Raw genomic sequence first — 13,793 nt, forward strand, 5'->3', positions numbered from 1 at the left:
CGCAGGTTCCGGCTGTCTGTTGCAATAGCCCCGTGGGGCGGCGGGGTCAACATCCGGCTCCGGGTTTCCCTACTGAAAAGGAAATAGAATATGCAAAGGCATACCGAAACTGTGATATAAAATCCCGTTCCCACGTAAAGTCATGGCAAAGCGTTTGTCGATGGTTAATCCACGCACAGTTCTTTTTCCGCGACCGCACCAAAATCGGTAAAAATCTTGGCAAAACGGAAAAACAAACGAATCACTTCGGATTAAACCCGATGATTTTACTGCGACATCTTGTGAAGGGCGCAAATTGCCGCAGCGCAGCGATATGTCGCAGGCCTGCAGCAATTTGCGCAAACATTCCGGTAGAAACTGTCTGCAAAGATTAACTCGGCGTCAGTTCAATATTCAACAAACGCGCGATTTCACGCCGCACCCCGGGCGCCAGAGCGTCAACTTGACCCTGTGCCCATGCGGTGCCGCGCTCTGGCGCATGGCGCAGATAGGCCCGCAGCCATTGCGACATGCTCAGACGCAATGCCGGCCCAGCCTCTGCACCAAAAGTGACGACCCAACCCAAGATCCGATCTTGCACCGCGATGTCATCGTCTTTCAGGTTGCGCAGCTTAGCCCATGGCAAGGTCACACGGAACGCAGCCGAACGGATGGTATCATCGGCCGCGTCGAACCATAGCTCCAGCTGATCTAAACGCGCGGCATCGGCCTGAACCCGTTTCGCAGCGGTTTTGCACACCGCCTCCGTCAGCGCAGGGCAATCCATCTGGAAGATCCATCCCTGAATCATCGCCCAGGCCACATCGTCAGGCCGCAGCCGTGCCTGGAACAACAACCGTGTCGCGACCAGGCGGGCCTCAAAGATATCACTGTCCCATAGGGCGCGTGCCAAATCGACACGGGCCTCCACATCCATCGACCCGCGCCACATCGCGACCAGATCATCCAACCCCGCCGGCGCCACCCCGATATAGCGGCGGTCCACGCCCTGCGTCGTATGCAGCTGATCTGCGCGACCGTCGTCTTTCCACGCTTCCAACGCATAGATCACATCTTCAAAGGTGGGGGGTGGCAACACATCGCCCGCGTCTTCGTCTTCTGCGAAATATTCATAGTCAGCGTCAGAGCTTACATAGCTTTCCAGCTCTGCTGTCAGGCGTGCCTCCTCTTCGGGCGACAGCCGCTCCCCGTCATCGCGCAGCACCTGCGCCTTATGTCCACCACCGCGTTTGCGAGCCATCATTCCACCGTCACTGATTTTGCAAGGTTACGCGGTTGATCCACGTCCGTCCCTTTCGCGATGGCCGTATGATAGGCCAAAAGCTGCGCGGGCAGCGCATAAAGAATAGGTGCGAAAGGTTCTGCCACCTCGGGCAATTTCAACGTAGCCCAAGTCCCCTCACCTGCCTGCGCAATGCCCTTGGCATCCGACACAAGCAAGACCTGACCGTGCCGCGCCATGACCTCTTGCATATTTGACACGGTTTTGTCGAACAGACGATCATATGGCGCAAAAACAACCACCGGCACCGTGCGTTCAATCAGTGCAATAGGGCCATGTTTCAATTCACCGCTAGCATAGCCTTCTGCGTGTATATAGCTGATTTCTTTTAGCTTTAGCGCGCCTTCCATCGCCAATGGATACAATGGGCCACGGCCTAGGAACAAAATATCCTGCGCTTCAGCCAGTTTTTCCGACAGCGCGGCAATCTCATCCGAACAGGCCAGTGCGGCATTGAACACACCGGGCAAGGCCCGCAGGGTTGCGATATGTTCTGCTGCCTGCGCCTGTGTCAAATGCCCGCGGTCCAGGCCGGCTTTGATCGCCATCACGGCCAGAACGGTCAACTGACATGTAAATGCCTTGGTCGAGGCAACGCCGACCTCCACCCCCGCATGCAAAGACAGCGCGATATCCGCCTCGCGTGCCATGGATGACGATGGCACATTGACGACCGCCACCGTCTTTTGCACCCGGTCCTGACAATAGCGCAGCGCGGCCAGTGTATCCGCCGTCTCGCCGGATTGGCTGACGAATAACGCAAAACTTTTTTGCGGCATAGGTGGCTCGCGATAACGAAATTCAGATGCCACATCGATTTCACATGGGATGCCCGCGAGGCTTTCAAACCAGTATTTCGCAGTCTGGCAGGCATAGAACCCTGTGCCACAGGCCACCAGGGTCAAACGGTCCAGACCCGCAAAATCCAGATCGGCAGGAAGGTTGATCTGATCGGCATGCAGATAATGCGCCAACGCATCGCCAATCACCACCGGCTGTTCGGCAATCTCTTTGGCCATGAAATGCTTATAGCCAGCCTTTTCAACCCGGGTGCGACCCAGATCAATCCGCTGCTCCTCACGGGTCACCAGCTGATCGGCCTGATCGCGGATCACTAGGGACTGCCGCGTAATAAAGGCGTAATCGCCCTCTTCCAAATAGGTGATGCGGTCCGTCATCGGGGCCAAAGCAATCGCATCCGAGCCGACAAACATCTCGCCATCGCCATGACCGATCGCCAAGGGCGACCCCTTTCGGGCCGCAATCATCAGGTCGTCTTCACCATCAAACAGCCATAGCAGCGCAAAAGCGCCCTCCAACCGTTTCAATGTCGCCACGGCCGCATCGGCAGGCGACATCCCACGATCCAGATAAAGCCGGGTCAAAAGCGCCACGGTTTCTGTGTCTGTATCGGTTTGCGCCGCCAGCCCATCTTCGGCCAGCTCACGGCGCAGTTCACGGAAATTCTCAATGATACCATTATGCACCACCGCCACCGGACCAGAGCGATGCGGATGCGCATTGCCCTCGGTCGCTGCGCCGTGGGTTGCCCAACGTGTGTGGCCGATACCGGCCATCCCGCGCAGGGGTTCACGCACAAGCACATCCGACAGGTTGATCAATTTGCCAACCGCGCGGCGGCGATCCAGATTTCCGTCGTGAACCGTGGCAATCCCTGCACTGTCATAGCCGCGATATTCCAGCCGTTTCAGGCTTTCTACAAGGATCGGCGCAACTTCGTGATCACCCAGGACTCCAATGATTCCGCACATGATATCAGCCCTTTTTCCCAGCGCGGCGCGTTTTTTCCGCCCGCAGTTTGGCAAACAGCTTCGCGGCCAGCCCCGGCTTATTCACCTGTTTCGCGCGGGCAACCGCCAATGCCTCGCTGGGGACGTCCCCGGTAATGACCGAACCAGAGGCCGTCAGCGCCCCACGCCCCACCGTCACCGGCGCAACCAGCATCGTATCCGAGCCGATGAACACATCTTCACCCACAGTGGTGCGATGTTTCATTACCCCGTCGTAATTACAGGTCACAGTCCCTGCACCGATATTCGTGCGCGCGCCTATATCGGCATCCCCGATATAAGTCAGATGGCCAACCTTGACGCCCTCCGCCAAGACTGAATTCTTGATTTCAACGAAATTGCCCACATGGACATCTTCGGACAATTCGGCCCCCGGGCGCAGCCGGGCAAAGGGGCCAACCGTCGCCCCGCGCGAAATATGGCAGCCTTCCAAATGGCAAAACGCCTCAATCACGGCACCGGTTTCAACGGTCACCCCGGTGCCAAACACCACATTCGGGCCGATCACGACATCGGCGCCCACAAATGTGTCCAGCGCAAAATACACGGTGGCAGGATCCACCATCGACACCCCGTTTTCGAAAGCCTCTTCGCGGCACAGATCCTGAAACAGGTCCTCGGCACGGGCCAATTCAAACCGGTCGTTGATGCCCAGTGTTTCTTCTTCGTCGCAGGTCACCACCTCGGCAGTCATCCCTTTGGCACGTGCTGCAGCAACGATGTCAGTCAGGTAATATTCACCTGCCGCATTGTCATTGTTCAGCCCTTGAACCAATTCGGTCAGCACGACGGCATCCGCGGCAATCACACCGGAATTGCACAGGGTAATCGCGCGTTCCTCGTCAGAGGCATCCTTGAATTCGACGATCCGCTCCAACCCCGGCCCGCTGGCAATCAACCGACCATAGCGCCCGGGCTCTTCGGTTTCGAACCCCAAAACAGTGACGGCAGCATCCGATTCCGACAGGCGCTCCAATGTTTCGGCACGGATAAACGGCGTGTCGCCATACAGAACAATGACACGCCCATCGAACCCGTCCAGGCAGGGCAAGGCCTGCGCGACTGCATGGCCTGTGCCCAATTGTTCTTCTTGCAAGACGCATTCGGCCTGTGGCGCCCAATGCTCCACTGCGGCCTGAACCTGCTGCGCGCCATGGCCTGTCACAACCACAATCCGCTCTGGCTCTAGCGCGCGGCCAGCTGCCAACGCATGTGCCACCAGTGGCGCGCGACCCACCTGATGCAACACTTTCGGCAGGTCGGAATTCATGCGGGTGCCCTTGCCCGCCGCGAGAACAATCAACGCGTTCGCCATGATCTATGCCTTTTCATCTGCTCCTGCCCGTTTTACCCATACTCTGACTGGCTGCAAGAGACGTGTCTTCACGCTATCTTTCGCGGTGTTTCATCCAAAGGGCAAAATATGCGCACTGTTGTCTTCGATCTTGACGGAACCTTGGCCGATACTTCTGCGGATCTGATCTGTGCCGCCAATGCCTGCTTTGCCGCGCGGGGCCTTGGCGATCTGCTGCACCGCACAGATGATGCGTTGATTGCCTTTCATGGTGGGCGGGCGATGTTGCAGGCTGGATACAGCCGCCACGGTTGGCAGGGCGCCCAGCTTGAAGATGCAATCGCCCAAGATTACGCGGCACTTTTGCAATACTATGATGCCAATATATGCCAACATACCACGCTGTATCCCGGCGCCTATGCCGCCGTGCAAACGCTGCGCGACACCGGATATAAAACCGCAATTTGCACCAACAAACCTGAGGGCCTTGCTCGGACGTTGGTAGATCAGCTTGGCATCGCGGATTTATTTGACGCACTGATCGGCGCGGACACATTGCCCACCCGTAAACCCGATCCACAGCCCTATATCGCCGCCGTGCAAGGTGCAGGCGGATCTGTCCAACAGTCATTCTTGATTGGCGATACCGATACAGACCGGCGCACCGCTGCCGCCGTAGATGTCCCAAGCGTGCTGGTCACATTCGGCCCTACGGGCCAGGATATCCTGCGCTTGGCGCCCGATGCCGCATTGCACAGCTACGCTCAACTGCCCGCATTGACCGCGCAGCTGTTGGGCACGCCCGCGCATGGCAAATAAGTCGCCCTGCCCGTTAGGGCCGGTCATCCCCATTGCGAACGAATTCACGAATGCACCATTTTGATGTCTCGTCATATTCGTCGATAAAATCACCCAAGCTGCGGGTCTTCATGATCTTTTGCATCCGCTGCGTATAGGCCTGCACCTGCTGTTTTTCCGTGCCGGGCAATTTACGCAGCAACATGAAAGCATAAAATTGCGCAAAGGCCAGATCGTCTTGATCGGCCTCTCCCGCGGCTTGTAAAACCTGCGCTGCAATCCCGTGTAGCGCGGCGCAATGCAGCAATTGTGCATCGCGCCCATCATAGGTAATGGCGTTTTTCGCCTGCGCCGCAGTAAACGACATCAGTCCGATAAGCCCGCCGATCAGGGCCGATTTCACGAATTTTTTCATCTGCACCTGTCCTTTTGCCGGGCTTGCCCTGTTCCTGCGCTGTGTTTGCGGCCACTGCAAGAGCAGATTTACCGCCTGCTTTACAACACCTGATGTCGCGCATAGCGTGCACAAAATCAGTGCCCATTTTGGCGCTGCAACAGCCAGACAGGTAAACATGCGCGACCCCTCGCCCCCCTCCAGCCGCGACAGCGCAGCCCCTGATGACAGCCGCCCCACAGCCGCTTTGGCCGGCCCGACGCGCAAACGTGCGGTGTTTTTCGTGCTGATGACAGTGTTCTTGGATGTGATGGGCTTTGGCATCATCATACCTGTCTTGCCAAAGCTGATTGAACAGGTCGGCCATCTGGACCTTGCGCAAGCGGCCCGTATCGGCGGGTGGATGTTTGCCGGGTTCTCTTTGGCACAATTTTTATGCGCCCCGACAATGGGCGCGCTGTCTGATCGCTTTGGGCGTCGGCCGTTGTTGCTGTTGGCAGTGGGCGGGCTGGGGCTGGATTATTTGTTTCATGCGCTGGCGCCATCGCTTGTATTCTTGTTCATTGGACGGATCATCGCAGGTATATGCGGCTCCTCCTTCGTGATCGCAAATGCCTATCTGGCAGACATTTCCACACCCGAGCACCGCGCCCGCGCCTTTGGTTGGATGGGTGCGGCCTTTGGGCTTGGCTTTATCCTTGGCCCGGCATTGGGCGGTTTGCTGGGCGAATTCGGGCCGCGCGCGCCGTTTTGGGCCGCAGCAGGGCTGTCACTGGCCAATTTCGCCTTTGGCCTGTTTGCGCTGCCCGAAAGCCTTCCACCATCAGCGCGCCGACCGATGAATTGGCGCGAGGCCAACCCCTTGGGCGTTTTGGCCGTGTTCCGCCGCCATCCCGGCGTTTTGCCCATGACCGGTGTCCTGGTGCTATATTTCTTCGCAACCTCTGTCTATGTGGCGATCTGGCCGTTCTGGGGAATGCAGAAATTCGGGTGGAGCGAAGCCACCGTCGGCATCACTCTGGCTGCGTTCGGATTGGTCATGGCTCTGACCCAAGGGCTGCTAACCGGCCCTGTCGGCAAACGCTTTGGAGAGCCGCGCGTCATCGCCGCAGGCCTGCTTGTCGCCGCCGTTGTCACCTTTGGCTATGGCATGGCATGGGGACTGGCCCCGGTTTTGGTGCTGATGGTGATTCACGGTCCCGAAGGATTTGTGCATCCGATGCTGGTCGCGCATATGTCGCGCGCAGTTCCTGAAACCGAACAAGGCGCGTTACAAGGTGGCATTTCAGCCGCAATGAACCTTTCAATGTTGGCGGGCACCGTGTTCTTTACTCAAGTCTTCGGTTTTTTCCTCTCAGACGCTGCGCTGATCCAGACAACGGATGCAGCGTGGTTTATTTCGGCCGGGGTGTTGATTGTGGCGCTGATCGTCTTTTTGCAGCACAGTCGAAAGGCGTGACATGTCTGAACGTTTCTTTGGCAATTTCACTCAGCAAGAGCCTATTGCACAAGACGCCATTGATGCCGCCATAGCGGTCATGCAGTCGGGCCGCTTGCACCGTTACAATACCGCACCCGATGATCCCGGTGAAGTCGCGCTGTTGGAACAAGATTTTGCGGCGATGACTGGCGCGCACTACTGTCTGGCCGTGGCGTCGGGGGGATATGCATTAGGCTGCGCCCTGCGCGCCTTGGGGTTGCAACCGGGCGAAGCAGTTTTGACCAATGCCTTTACATTGGCCCCGGTGCCCGGCGCGATCACCAGTGCGGGCGGCGTGCCATTGTTTGTCGAAGTCACCGACGCGTTGGTGATTGATTTCGACGACCTGATCGCAAAGGCACCTCGGGCGCGGATCTTGATGCTAAGCCATATGCGCGGCCATCTGTGCGATATGGACCGGCTAATGGAGATATGCGCCGAACATGGGCTGACCGTGATCGAAGATTGCGCGCATACAATGGGGGCAAGCTGGCGCGGTGTGCCATCGGGCAGACATGGCGCGATTGGCTGCTATTCCACCCAGACCTACAAGCATATGAACAGCGGCGAAGGGGGTTTTTTGATCTCGGACGATCCGCAGGTCATGGCGCGTGCGATCCTTCTGTCTGGCAGCTACATGATGTATCCGCGCCATTTGGCCAGCCCGCCGCAAGACGCATTTGAGTCATTGAAATATGAAACCCCGAATGTGTCAGGGCGGATGGATGCCCTGCGTGCCGCGATCTTACGCCCGCAAATCCCCACATTGCCAGATCGGGTGGAGCGGTGGAACGCGCTGTATCGCGCGATGGAAACAGGCCTGAGCGATGTGCCAGGCCTACGCCTGATACCGCGGCCCCAGGCCGAGGCCTATGTTGGCTCTTCGTTTCAATTCTGCCTGCCCGATCACAGCCCGGCCCAGATCACCGCCTTTGTACACGCCTGTGCGGCGCGCGGCGTGGAACTGAAATGGTTTGGCGCGGCAGAGCCTGCGGGGTTCACCTCCCGTCATGACAGCTGGCGTTATGCGCCACCGCAAGACCTGCCGCAAACCGACAAGGTGTTGGCAGGGCTGATGGACCTGCGATTGCCGCTGACATTCGATATCCGCGACACCCAAATCCTGTGCCGTATCATCGCGCAAGAGCTGGGCGCAGCGCCCCTATCCTTGGGCTAAGCGGCGTCATAAAATCTTTGCAGATCTGCGGGCAATATTCCCATTGCGTATGTCGTGGCCAAAGCGTATCGCGCGACAGATCTTCACCGTGACCGCATAAGGATATTTGGCCCCGGCCGTGGTTCGTTTACCAAACCGCCAGACATCTTATGCCATACCCATTGAACCGCGCGCCTCTCTCACGCAGTCTGCCCATACGCCGCAGGTTGACGGTGTCTTACCCTTGTCGCCTCCCTGCGTGACCTCTCAGATATAAGGAAATCCCCATGACACAGTTTGTTCTTGGCTGGGAGGAATGGTTGTCCCTGCCAGAGCTCGGCCTGCCGGCCATTCTTGCCAAAGTGGACACGGGTGCCAAAACCTCGGCGTTACATGCCTTTGCGATCGAACCGTTTGGATCGGCAGACAAACCCATGGTGCGCTTTGCCATTCACCCCGATCCGAATGACCCGGCATTAGAGATCATTTGCTCTGCCCCGTTGAAAGATCGCCGCGAGGTGACCTCCTCAAATGGTGAGACCGAACTGCGCTTCGTGATTGAAACCACCATTGTGATGGGGGGACGCAGCTGGCCGCTGGAAATCACCCTGACAGATCGTGGCGGCATGGCCTATCGCATGTTGCTGGGCCGCGGTGCAATCAGTGATGATATGATCGTCTCCCCCAGCCAAAGCTTTCAGCAACCCGAACTGTCTTTCGACAGTTACCACGGCATCCCACGTCAAAAACGCCACCGGCGCGCCCTGCGGCTGGCCGTCCTGACACGAGAGCCAAACAATTACTCCACCCGCCGCATGATCGAAGCGGCCGAAGCGCGCGGCCATACGATGGAGGTCATCGACACCACGCGCTGCTATATGAACATTCGCGGCGTGGGGGGCGAGGTGCATTATGATGGCCGCTGCTTGCCCCATTATGATGCGGTCATCCCCCGGATTGGCGCATCGATCACATCCTATGGCACTGCCGTGGTGCGTCAGTTCGAATCGTTGGGCACTTACTGTCTTGCCCGATCCGATGGCATCACCATGTCGCGCGACAAACTGCATGCGCATCAGATCCTGGCACGTAACAAGATTGGCATGCCGACCACCGCCTTTGCCCGCAGCCCAAAGGATTCCGCCCATGTCATTCCACTTGTGGGCGGCGCGCCACTGGTCCTGAAACTGCTAGAAAGCACACAGGGCAAGGGCGTTGTTCTGGCGGAAACCAAAAAGGCCGCCGAAAGCGTGATTTCTGCTTTTCAGGGTCTGAAAGCGGATTTTCTAGTCCAAAGCTTCGTCAAAGAAGCTGCTGGGGAGGATATTCGCTGCCTCGTCGTGGGGGGCAAAGTTGTGGCCTCGATGCGCCGCAAGGGCAAGCCTGATGAATTCCGCTCTAACCTGCATCAAGGCGGCACGGCAGAACCCGTCAAAATCTCTAAAGCAGAGCGGGAAATCGCCGTGCGCGCAGCCAAAGTCATGCGATTAGATTTCGCGGGTGTCGACCTGCTGCGCAGCGAAGATGGGCCGAAAGTTCTGGAGGTCAACTCCTCCCCCGGGCTGGAAGGGATTGAAACCATGTCAGGTAAAGATATTGCCGGAATGGTCATGGCCCATATTGAGACGCAGGTCGCGCCACGCCCGCCACGCACTAAGGCAAAACCAGCAACCGGCGACAAAACCTAAGCTGCAAACAACAAAAAACGCGGTCCGTTTCGGGACCGCGTTTTCCAAATTCGTAAGCTGTCGAAGATTAACGCTTCGAGAACTGGAACGACCGGCGCGCTTTTGCTTTACCGTATTTCTTACGTTCCACAACACGCGAGTCGCGGGTCAAGAAGCCAGCGGCTTTCAACGCCGGGCGCAGGGCCGGGTTGAACAGCTGCAACGCTTTCGAGATGCCGTGCTTAACCGCGCCAGCCTGACCGGACAGACCACCACCGGCAACCGTTGCGTAGACGTCAAATTCGCCTTCCACACCGGCAACGCCAAAGGGCTGGTTCACGATCAACTGCAGAACGGGGCGTGCGAAATACGCAGGCATGTCCTTGCCGTTAACGCTGATTTTGCCTGTGCCAGGCTTGATCCAAACGCGGGCAACAGCATCTTTACGCTTACCAGTTGCATAAGAACGGCCAAGCGCGTCCTTCACTGGCTCACGAACGATGGTGGTTTCCGCGGCTTCAACACCGGAGACAGCCGACTTCAGATCGTCGAGGGATTTGAGTTCTTCAACCATGATCAGCTCCGGGTGTTCTTCTTGTTCATCGACTTAACGTCGAGAACTTCGGGCGACTGTGCTTCATGCTGATGCTCGGCACCGGCGTATACACGCAGGTTCGACATCTGCTGACGGCCCAGACGGTTGCGCGAAATCATACGCTCGACGGCTTTGATGACAACACGCTCTGGGTGCTTGCCTTCAAGAACCTGACGCGCAGTGCGCGACTTCAGGCCACCAGGGTGGTTGGTGTGCCAGTAGTATGTCTTGTCTTCACGCTTCTTACCGGTCATCTGCACCTTGTCGGCGTTGATGATGATAACGTTGTCGCCCATATCCATGTGCGGCGTGAAGGTGGCTTTGTGTTTGCCACGCAGACGCATTGCGACGATCGAAGCAAGACGGCCCAGAACAACGCCTTCAGCGTCGATCAAGATCCACTTCTTTTCGATCTCCGCAGGTTTTGCGGTGTAGGTTTTCATATTCTCTCGTCCCATACGGGTTGTGGAATTCGGATGCTGGCTTTTCCGTCATATCAAACCGAAAATCAAGCACCTTGATTGCGAATTAATTGTTCAAAATCAATGCATTGCAATTTAGGTATCAAAATACCCCAAAAAATTCGACCGTTCAGCCGTTTAAATCGGTGCGCTCTGCACGTTGCAGGCATATCCACAGCCCGTACCCGGCGGCGGAAGGCACAACGATTCCCAATGCCAATGGCAGCGCCGTCTGGGACGGGATCAGCGCTACCGCAGCCGAAACGACAAAGGCTGTGCCAAACTGTATCGCCCCGATCAAGGCAGAGCCGATGCCGGCACGTCCGCGCGCATGGTCCATCCCGATCGACATCAGATTTGCGCTTAGCAGCCCCACCAGGCCAATCACAATCCATAGCGGCACGACCACGACCCACATCTGCGCCGCACCTGACACGGCCGTCAACACCCCGCCCATTGCCACAAGCAAAGGCAGACCGCGCGCAACAATCTGCCGTGGTTCCAACCAATCCAACAGTTTGGAATTGATCCGTGAGAAAACAACAAGCGCCGCGGCGATCACGCCAAACATCACACCATAGGCGACATTGCTTAAGCCAAAATGCGCGATAAATACCGCAGAGGACGCGGTGATAAAGGCAAACATCACCGCTTGAACCAATGCCGCCACGCAGGCACTAAGAACAAAGCGCTTGGAGCGCAGCAAAATTCCGTAGCCGGCAAAAGCGTGGCGAAACGGCGCCGAGCCGCGTTCGGATTTCGGCAAGGTTTCGGGTAGAACCATCTGTGCCAAAGGCACCGCAATCACACCAATCACCACCATCACCACAAATATCGAGTGCCAGCCATAGGCCTCAACTAGAAGGCTGCCAATGAATGGCGACAGAACCGGCCCCATTGTCATCAGCATTACCAAAATGGTCATCACTTTTGCCGCTGCGCGCCCCTGGTATAGATCGGCGACAATGGCGCGGCCCACCACTAGCCCCGCACATGCCCCCATTGCCTGCACCGCCCGCAGCGCGTTGAAATAGCGCACATCCGGCACCAACAGCAGCAAGGCAGAGCATAGCGTAAAAACCACGCTTCCGATCAGCAATGGTCCCTTGCGTCCATAGGCATCAATCATTGGCCCCATCACCAGTTGGCCTACGCATAGGCCCAAAAAGAACAATGACAGTGACATTTCTACTGCAGCCGCGCTGGCCTGCAGTGACTGCGCGATTTGATCCATTCCCGAAAGATACATATCCGTCGCAACCGGGGGAAAACATGACAGCAATGCCAACACGATGGTCACCGTCATCATGTTGCGCCCGGACGCCATAGCGGGGGATGATACGGGGTGATCAGACATTTGCGCGCTCCACTGTTTTAATATGTTCGGGATAATTAGTAGAATGCAGTCTATTATCAATGAGGAACTTGCCAGTTACGGCGTTTATTGCCAGCTTCCCCGCAAAGAAGGATCCGCCCATGACCGATGATAACGTTCAAACAAGCCGCACACCGGGCCGTCCCCGTCACAGTGAAACCGATGCCAACATCAAAGACGTGGCGCGGCGGATGGTGCGCGAACATGGCTACCGTCAGGTCTCGATTGCGCAGATCATCAAAGAAGCGGGCGTAGCGCGGCAAACTCTATATCGCCGCTGGCCCACCAAGGCGGATCTGATACTTGCAGCGTTTTATGAAAATGCCCAAACTCCACCCGACCCGAGCGAGATGCCAGGGACATGGCGTGACCGGCTAGAAGCGTTCTTGATCCGCATCGCAGACCACCTTGCCCGGGATGGCAAACCGATCCGCAACCTGATTGCCTCGGCACAAGAAGATCCGGGCTTTCACGCCAGCTTCCGCGACCAATTTGTCGTGCCGCTGGACAAAACGATGCAGGACCTGCTGCATCATGCACAGCAGGCAGGCGAGCTGCCCGGTGGAGCAGATCCACAGGTTCTATGCGATATGATACACGGGTTGTTTTGGTATCGGCTGCTCAATGATCAACCGCTGACGGCAGATCTTGCACGTGGCGTTGTGGTCCAGGTCTTTGCCGGCTCAGCCTAAGGTCGCCAACGCGGGGAAGGCCTCCAGCAGCCAGAAGCTGATCGCAGAGAAAGCATTGGTCAACATCAGCAGACCCACGATGATCAACAAGCCGCCCATCGATTTCTCAATGACGCCCATATAAGGCTTCAATCGGTTCATAAGCCCCATCGCGCGGTCAATGAACAGCGCGGCAAGCAAAAAGGGAATGCCTAGACCGAAGGCATAAACGGCCAACAGGCCAGTGCCACGCGACAGATCAGAGCCAGACGCGGCAATTGACAATATCATACCCAGCTGCGGGCCGATACAGGGTGTCCATCCAAAGGCAAAGGCCAGCCCCAATACATATGCGCCAAGGCTCGATCCGCCTTGGTCCCCTGCATCCAGCCGCGCCTCGCGGTCCAAAATCGGAATGCGATACAGCCCAACAAAATGCAAACCCAAACCGATGATCACCACCCCGGCCGCGCGTGAAAACAAGTCTTGGTTTGTCAGGAAAAATCGCCCAAAAGCCGACGCAGCAAAGCCCATGAAAAGAAACACAGTCGACAGGCCAAGCACAAAGAACACAGCTGGCCATAGCGCAGAAGCCTTGCCGCTGCGCAAATCGTTCATTCCAACCCCACCCATATAGGCCAGATATGGCGGCACGATCGGCAGCACACAGGGGCTAAGGAAAGACAACACACCCGCCAGCAACGCAACGCCTGCAGCAGGTAAGAATGTCGCATCTATGAGGTCAATTCCAAACATAGCTTTGCCCTTATCCTAAAACATTCGCCGCGTCATCCTCTTCGCAGTCACAT

At 57.2% G+C, this 13,793-nt stretch carries 13 protein-coding genes; 5 read left to right on the forward strand and 8 right to left on the reverse strand.

Annotation, left to right across the window (positions count from 1 at the left end):
• Positions 1-370: 370 nt before the first annotated feature.
• From BFP70_RS17310 to glmU, 3 genes are read right to left on the reverse strand one after another with little or no spacing between them, the layout of a single operon-like run.
• Positions 371-1,240: a DNA alkylation repair protein gene (locus tag BFP70_RS17310; RefSeq protein WP_176715597.1), complete on the reverse strand. Its 870-nt coding sequence runs from the start codon at positions 1,238-1,240 to the stop codon at positions 371-373.
• Entirely contained in the window at positions 1,240-3,054 is a 1,815-nt protein-coding gene (glmS, locus tag BFP70_RS17315) for a glutamine--fructose-6-phosphate transaminase (isomerizing) (RefSeq protein ID WP_066012883.1), read from the reverse strand. Before glmS ends, BFP70_RS17310 begins: the two co-directional genes overlap by 1 nt.
• Before the next feature lie 4 nt (positions 3,055-3,058).
• Entirely contained in the window at positions 3,059-4,408 is a 1,350-nt protein-coding gene (glmU, locus tag BFP70_RS17320; RefSeq protein WP_066012884.1) for a bifunctional UDP-N-acetylglucosamine diphosphorylase/glucosamine-1-phosphate N-acetyltransferase GlmU, read from the reverse strand.
• 108 nt (positions 4,409-4,516) lie between these two features.
• Between glmU and BFP70_RS17325 the strand changes: the two genes are divergently transcribed.
• Positions 4,517-5,206, forward strand: a complete 690-nt coding sequence (locus BFP70_RS17325; protein ID WP_066012885.1) for an HAD hydrolase-like protein — start codon at positions 4,517-4,519, stop codon at positions 5,204-5,206.
• A 13-nt stretch (positions 5,207-5,219) separates the two neighbouring features.
• Here the strand turns inward: BFP70_RS17325 and BFP70_RS17330 are convergent, their stop codons facing one another.
• The gene (locus BFP70_RS17330; RefSeq protein WP_141693244.1) at positions 5,220-5,600 is read right to left on the reverse strand and encodes a hypothetical protein; all 381 of its coding nucleotides are present in this window, start codon (positions 5,598-5,600) and stop codon (positions 5,220-5,222) included.
• 157 nt (positions 5,601-5,757) lie between these two features.
• Between BFP70_RS17330 and BFP70_RS17335 the strand changes: the two genes are divergently transcribed.
• The 3 genes from BFP70_RS17335 to rimK all read left to right on the forward strand — a co-directional run bounded on the left by BFP70_RS17335 (position 5,758) and on the right by rimK (position 9,903).
• Positions 5,758-7,038: an MFS transporter gene (locus BFP70_RS17335; protein ID WP_255356762.1), complete on the forward strand. Its 1,281-nt coding sequence runs from the start codon at positions 5,758-5,760 to the stop codon at positions 7,036-7,038.
• A 1-nt stretch (position 7,039) separates the two neighbouring features.
• A complete protein-coding gene (locus BFP70_RS17340; RefSeq protein ID WP_066012887.1) occupies positions 7,040-8,236 on the forward strand; it encodes a DegT/DnrJ/EryC1/StrS aminotransferase family protein in 1,197 nt (398 codons plus the stop codon).
• Positions 8,237-8,502: 266 nt separating this feature from the next.
• Positions 8,503-9,903, forward strand: coding sequence for a 30S ribosomal protein S6--L-glutamate ligase (rimK, locus tag BFP70_RS17345; protein ID WP_066012888.1), 1,401 nt, complete (start codon positions 8,503-8,505; stop codon positions 9,901-9,903).
• A 67-nt stretch (positions 9,904-9,970) separates the two neighbouring features.
• Here rimK and rpsI read toward each other — a convergent pair whose 3' ends face one another.
• From rpsI to BFP70_RS17360, 3 genes are all read right to left on the reverse strand, one after another.
• Complete coding sequence (gene rpsI, locus BFP70_RS17350) at positions 9,971-10,456, reverse strand: 30S ribosomal protein S9 (protein ID WP_066012889.1); 486 nt, start codon at positions 10,454-10,456, stop codon at positions 9,971-9,973.
• A gap of 2 nt (positions 10,457-10,458) precedes the next feature.
• Positions 10,459-10,920, reverse strand: coding sequence for a 50S ribosomal protein L13 (gene rplM / locus BFP70_RS17355; protein ID WP_066012890.1), 462 nt, complete (start codon positions 10,918-10,920; stop codon positions 10,459-10,461).
• A 148-nt stretch (positions 10,921-11,068) separates the two neighbouring features.
• The gene (locus BFP70_RS17360; protein WP_066012891.1) at positions 11,069-12,295 is read right to left on the reverse strand and encodes a multidrug effflux MFS transporter; all 1,227 of its coding nucleotides are present in this window, start codon (positions 12,293-12,295) and stop codon (positions 11,069-11,071) included.
• Positions 12,296-12,414: 119 nt separating this feature from the next.
• Here BFP70_RS17360 and BFP70_RS17365 point away from each other — a divergent pair, with 119 nt between their 5' ends.
• Entirely contained in the window at positions 12,415-13,005 is a 591-nt protein-coding gene (locus BFP70_RS17365) for a TetR/AcrR family transcriptional regulator (protein ID WP_066012892.1), read from the forward strand.
• Here the strand turns inward: BFP70_RS17365 and BFP70_RS17370 are convergent.
• Entirely contained in the window at positions 12,997-13,740 is a 744-nt protein-coding gene (locus BFP70_RS17370; RefSeq protein ID WP_066012893.1) for a cytochrome c biogenesis CcdA family protein, read from the reverse strand. The genes BFP70_RS17365 and BFP70_RS17370 overlap by 9 nt on opposite strands.
• Between the last annotated feature and the right edge of the window lie 53 nt (positions 13,741-13,793).

This window comes from Thioclava sp. SK-1, from assembly GCF_001705665.1.
Taxonomy (GTDB): Bacteria; Pseudomonadota; Alphaproteobacteria; order Rhodobacterales; family Rhodobacteraceae; genus Thioclava.

Excerpts from the sequence above, each read along its gene's own strand:
- rimK (WP_066012888.1), top strand. The coding sequence starts at position 8,503 with ATGACACAGTTTGTTCTTGGCTGGGAGGAATGGTTGTCCCTGCCAGAG.
- BFP70_RS17310 (WP_176715597.1), bottom strand. The coding sequence starts at position 1,240 with ATGGCTCGCAAACGCGGTGGTGGACATAAGGCGCAGGTGCTGCGCGAT.
- BFP70_RS17365 (WP_066012892.1), top strand. The coding sequence starts at position 12,415 with ATGACCGATGATAACGTTCAAACAAGCCGCACACCGGGCCGTCCCCGT.
- BFP70_RS17360 (WP_066012891.1), bottom strand. The coding sequence starts at position 12,295 with ATGTCTGATCACCCCGTATCATCCCCCGCTATGGCGTCCGGGCGCAAC.
- BFP70_RS17370 (WP_066012893.1), bottom strand. The coding sequence starts at position 13,740 with ATGTTTGGAATTGACCTCATAGATGCGACATTCTTACCTGCTGCAGGC.
- glmS (WP_066012883.1), bottom strand. The coding sequence starts at position 3,054 with ATGTGCGGAATCATTGGAGTCCTGGGTGATCACGAAGTTGCGCCGATC.
- BFP70_RS17330 (WP_141693244.1), bottom strand. The coding sequence starts at position 5,600 with ATGAAAAAATTCGTGAAATCGGCCCTGATCGGCGGGCTTATCGGACTG.
- BFP70_RS17335 (WP_255356762.1), top strand. The coding sequence starts at position 5,758 with ATGCGCGACCCCTCGCCCCCCTCCAGCCGCGACAGCGCAGCCCCTGAT.
- rplM (WP_066012890.1), bottom strand. The coding sequence starts at position 10,920 with ATGAAAACCTACACCGCAAAACCTGCGGAGATCGAAAAGAAGTGGATC.
- glmU (WP_066012884.1), bottom strand. The coding sequence starts at position 4,408 with ATGGCGAACGCGTTGATTGTTCTCGCGGCGGGCAAGGGCACCCGCATG.
- BFP70_RS17325 (WP_066012885.1), top strand. The coding sequence starts at position 4,517 with ATGCGCACTGTTGTCTTCGATCTTGACGGAACCTTGGCCGATACTTCT.
- BFP70_RS17340 (WP_066012887.1), top strand. The coding sequence starts at position 7,040 with ATGTCTGAACGTTTCTTTGGCAATTTCACTCAGCAAGAGCCTATTGCA.
- rpsI (WP_066012889.1), bottom strand. The coding sequence starts at position 10,456 with ATGGTTGAAGAACTCAAATCCCTCGACGATCTGAAGTCGGCTGTCTCC.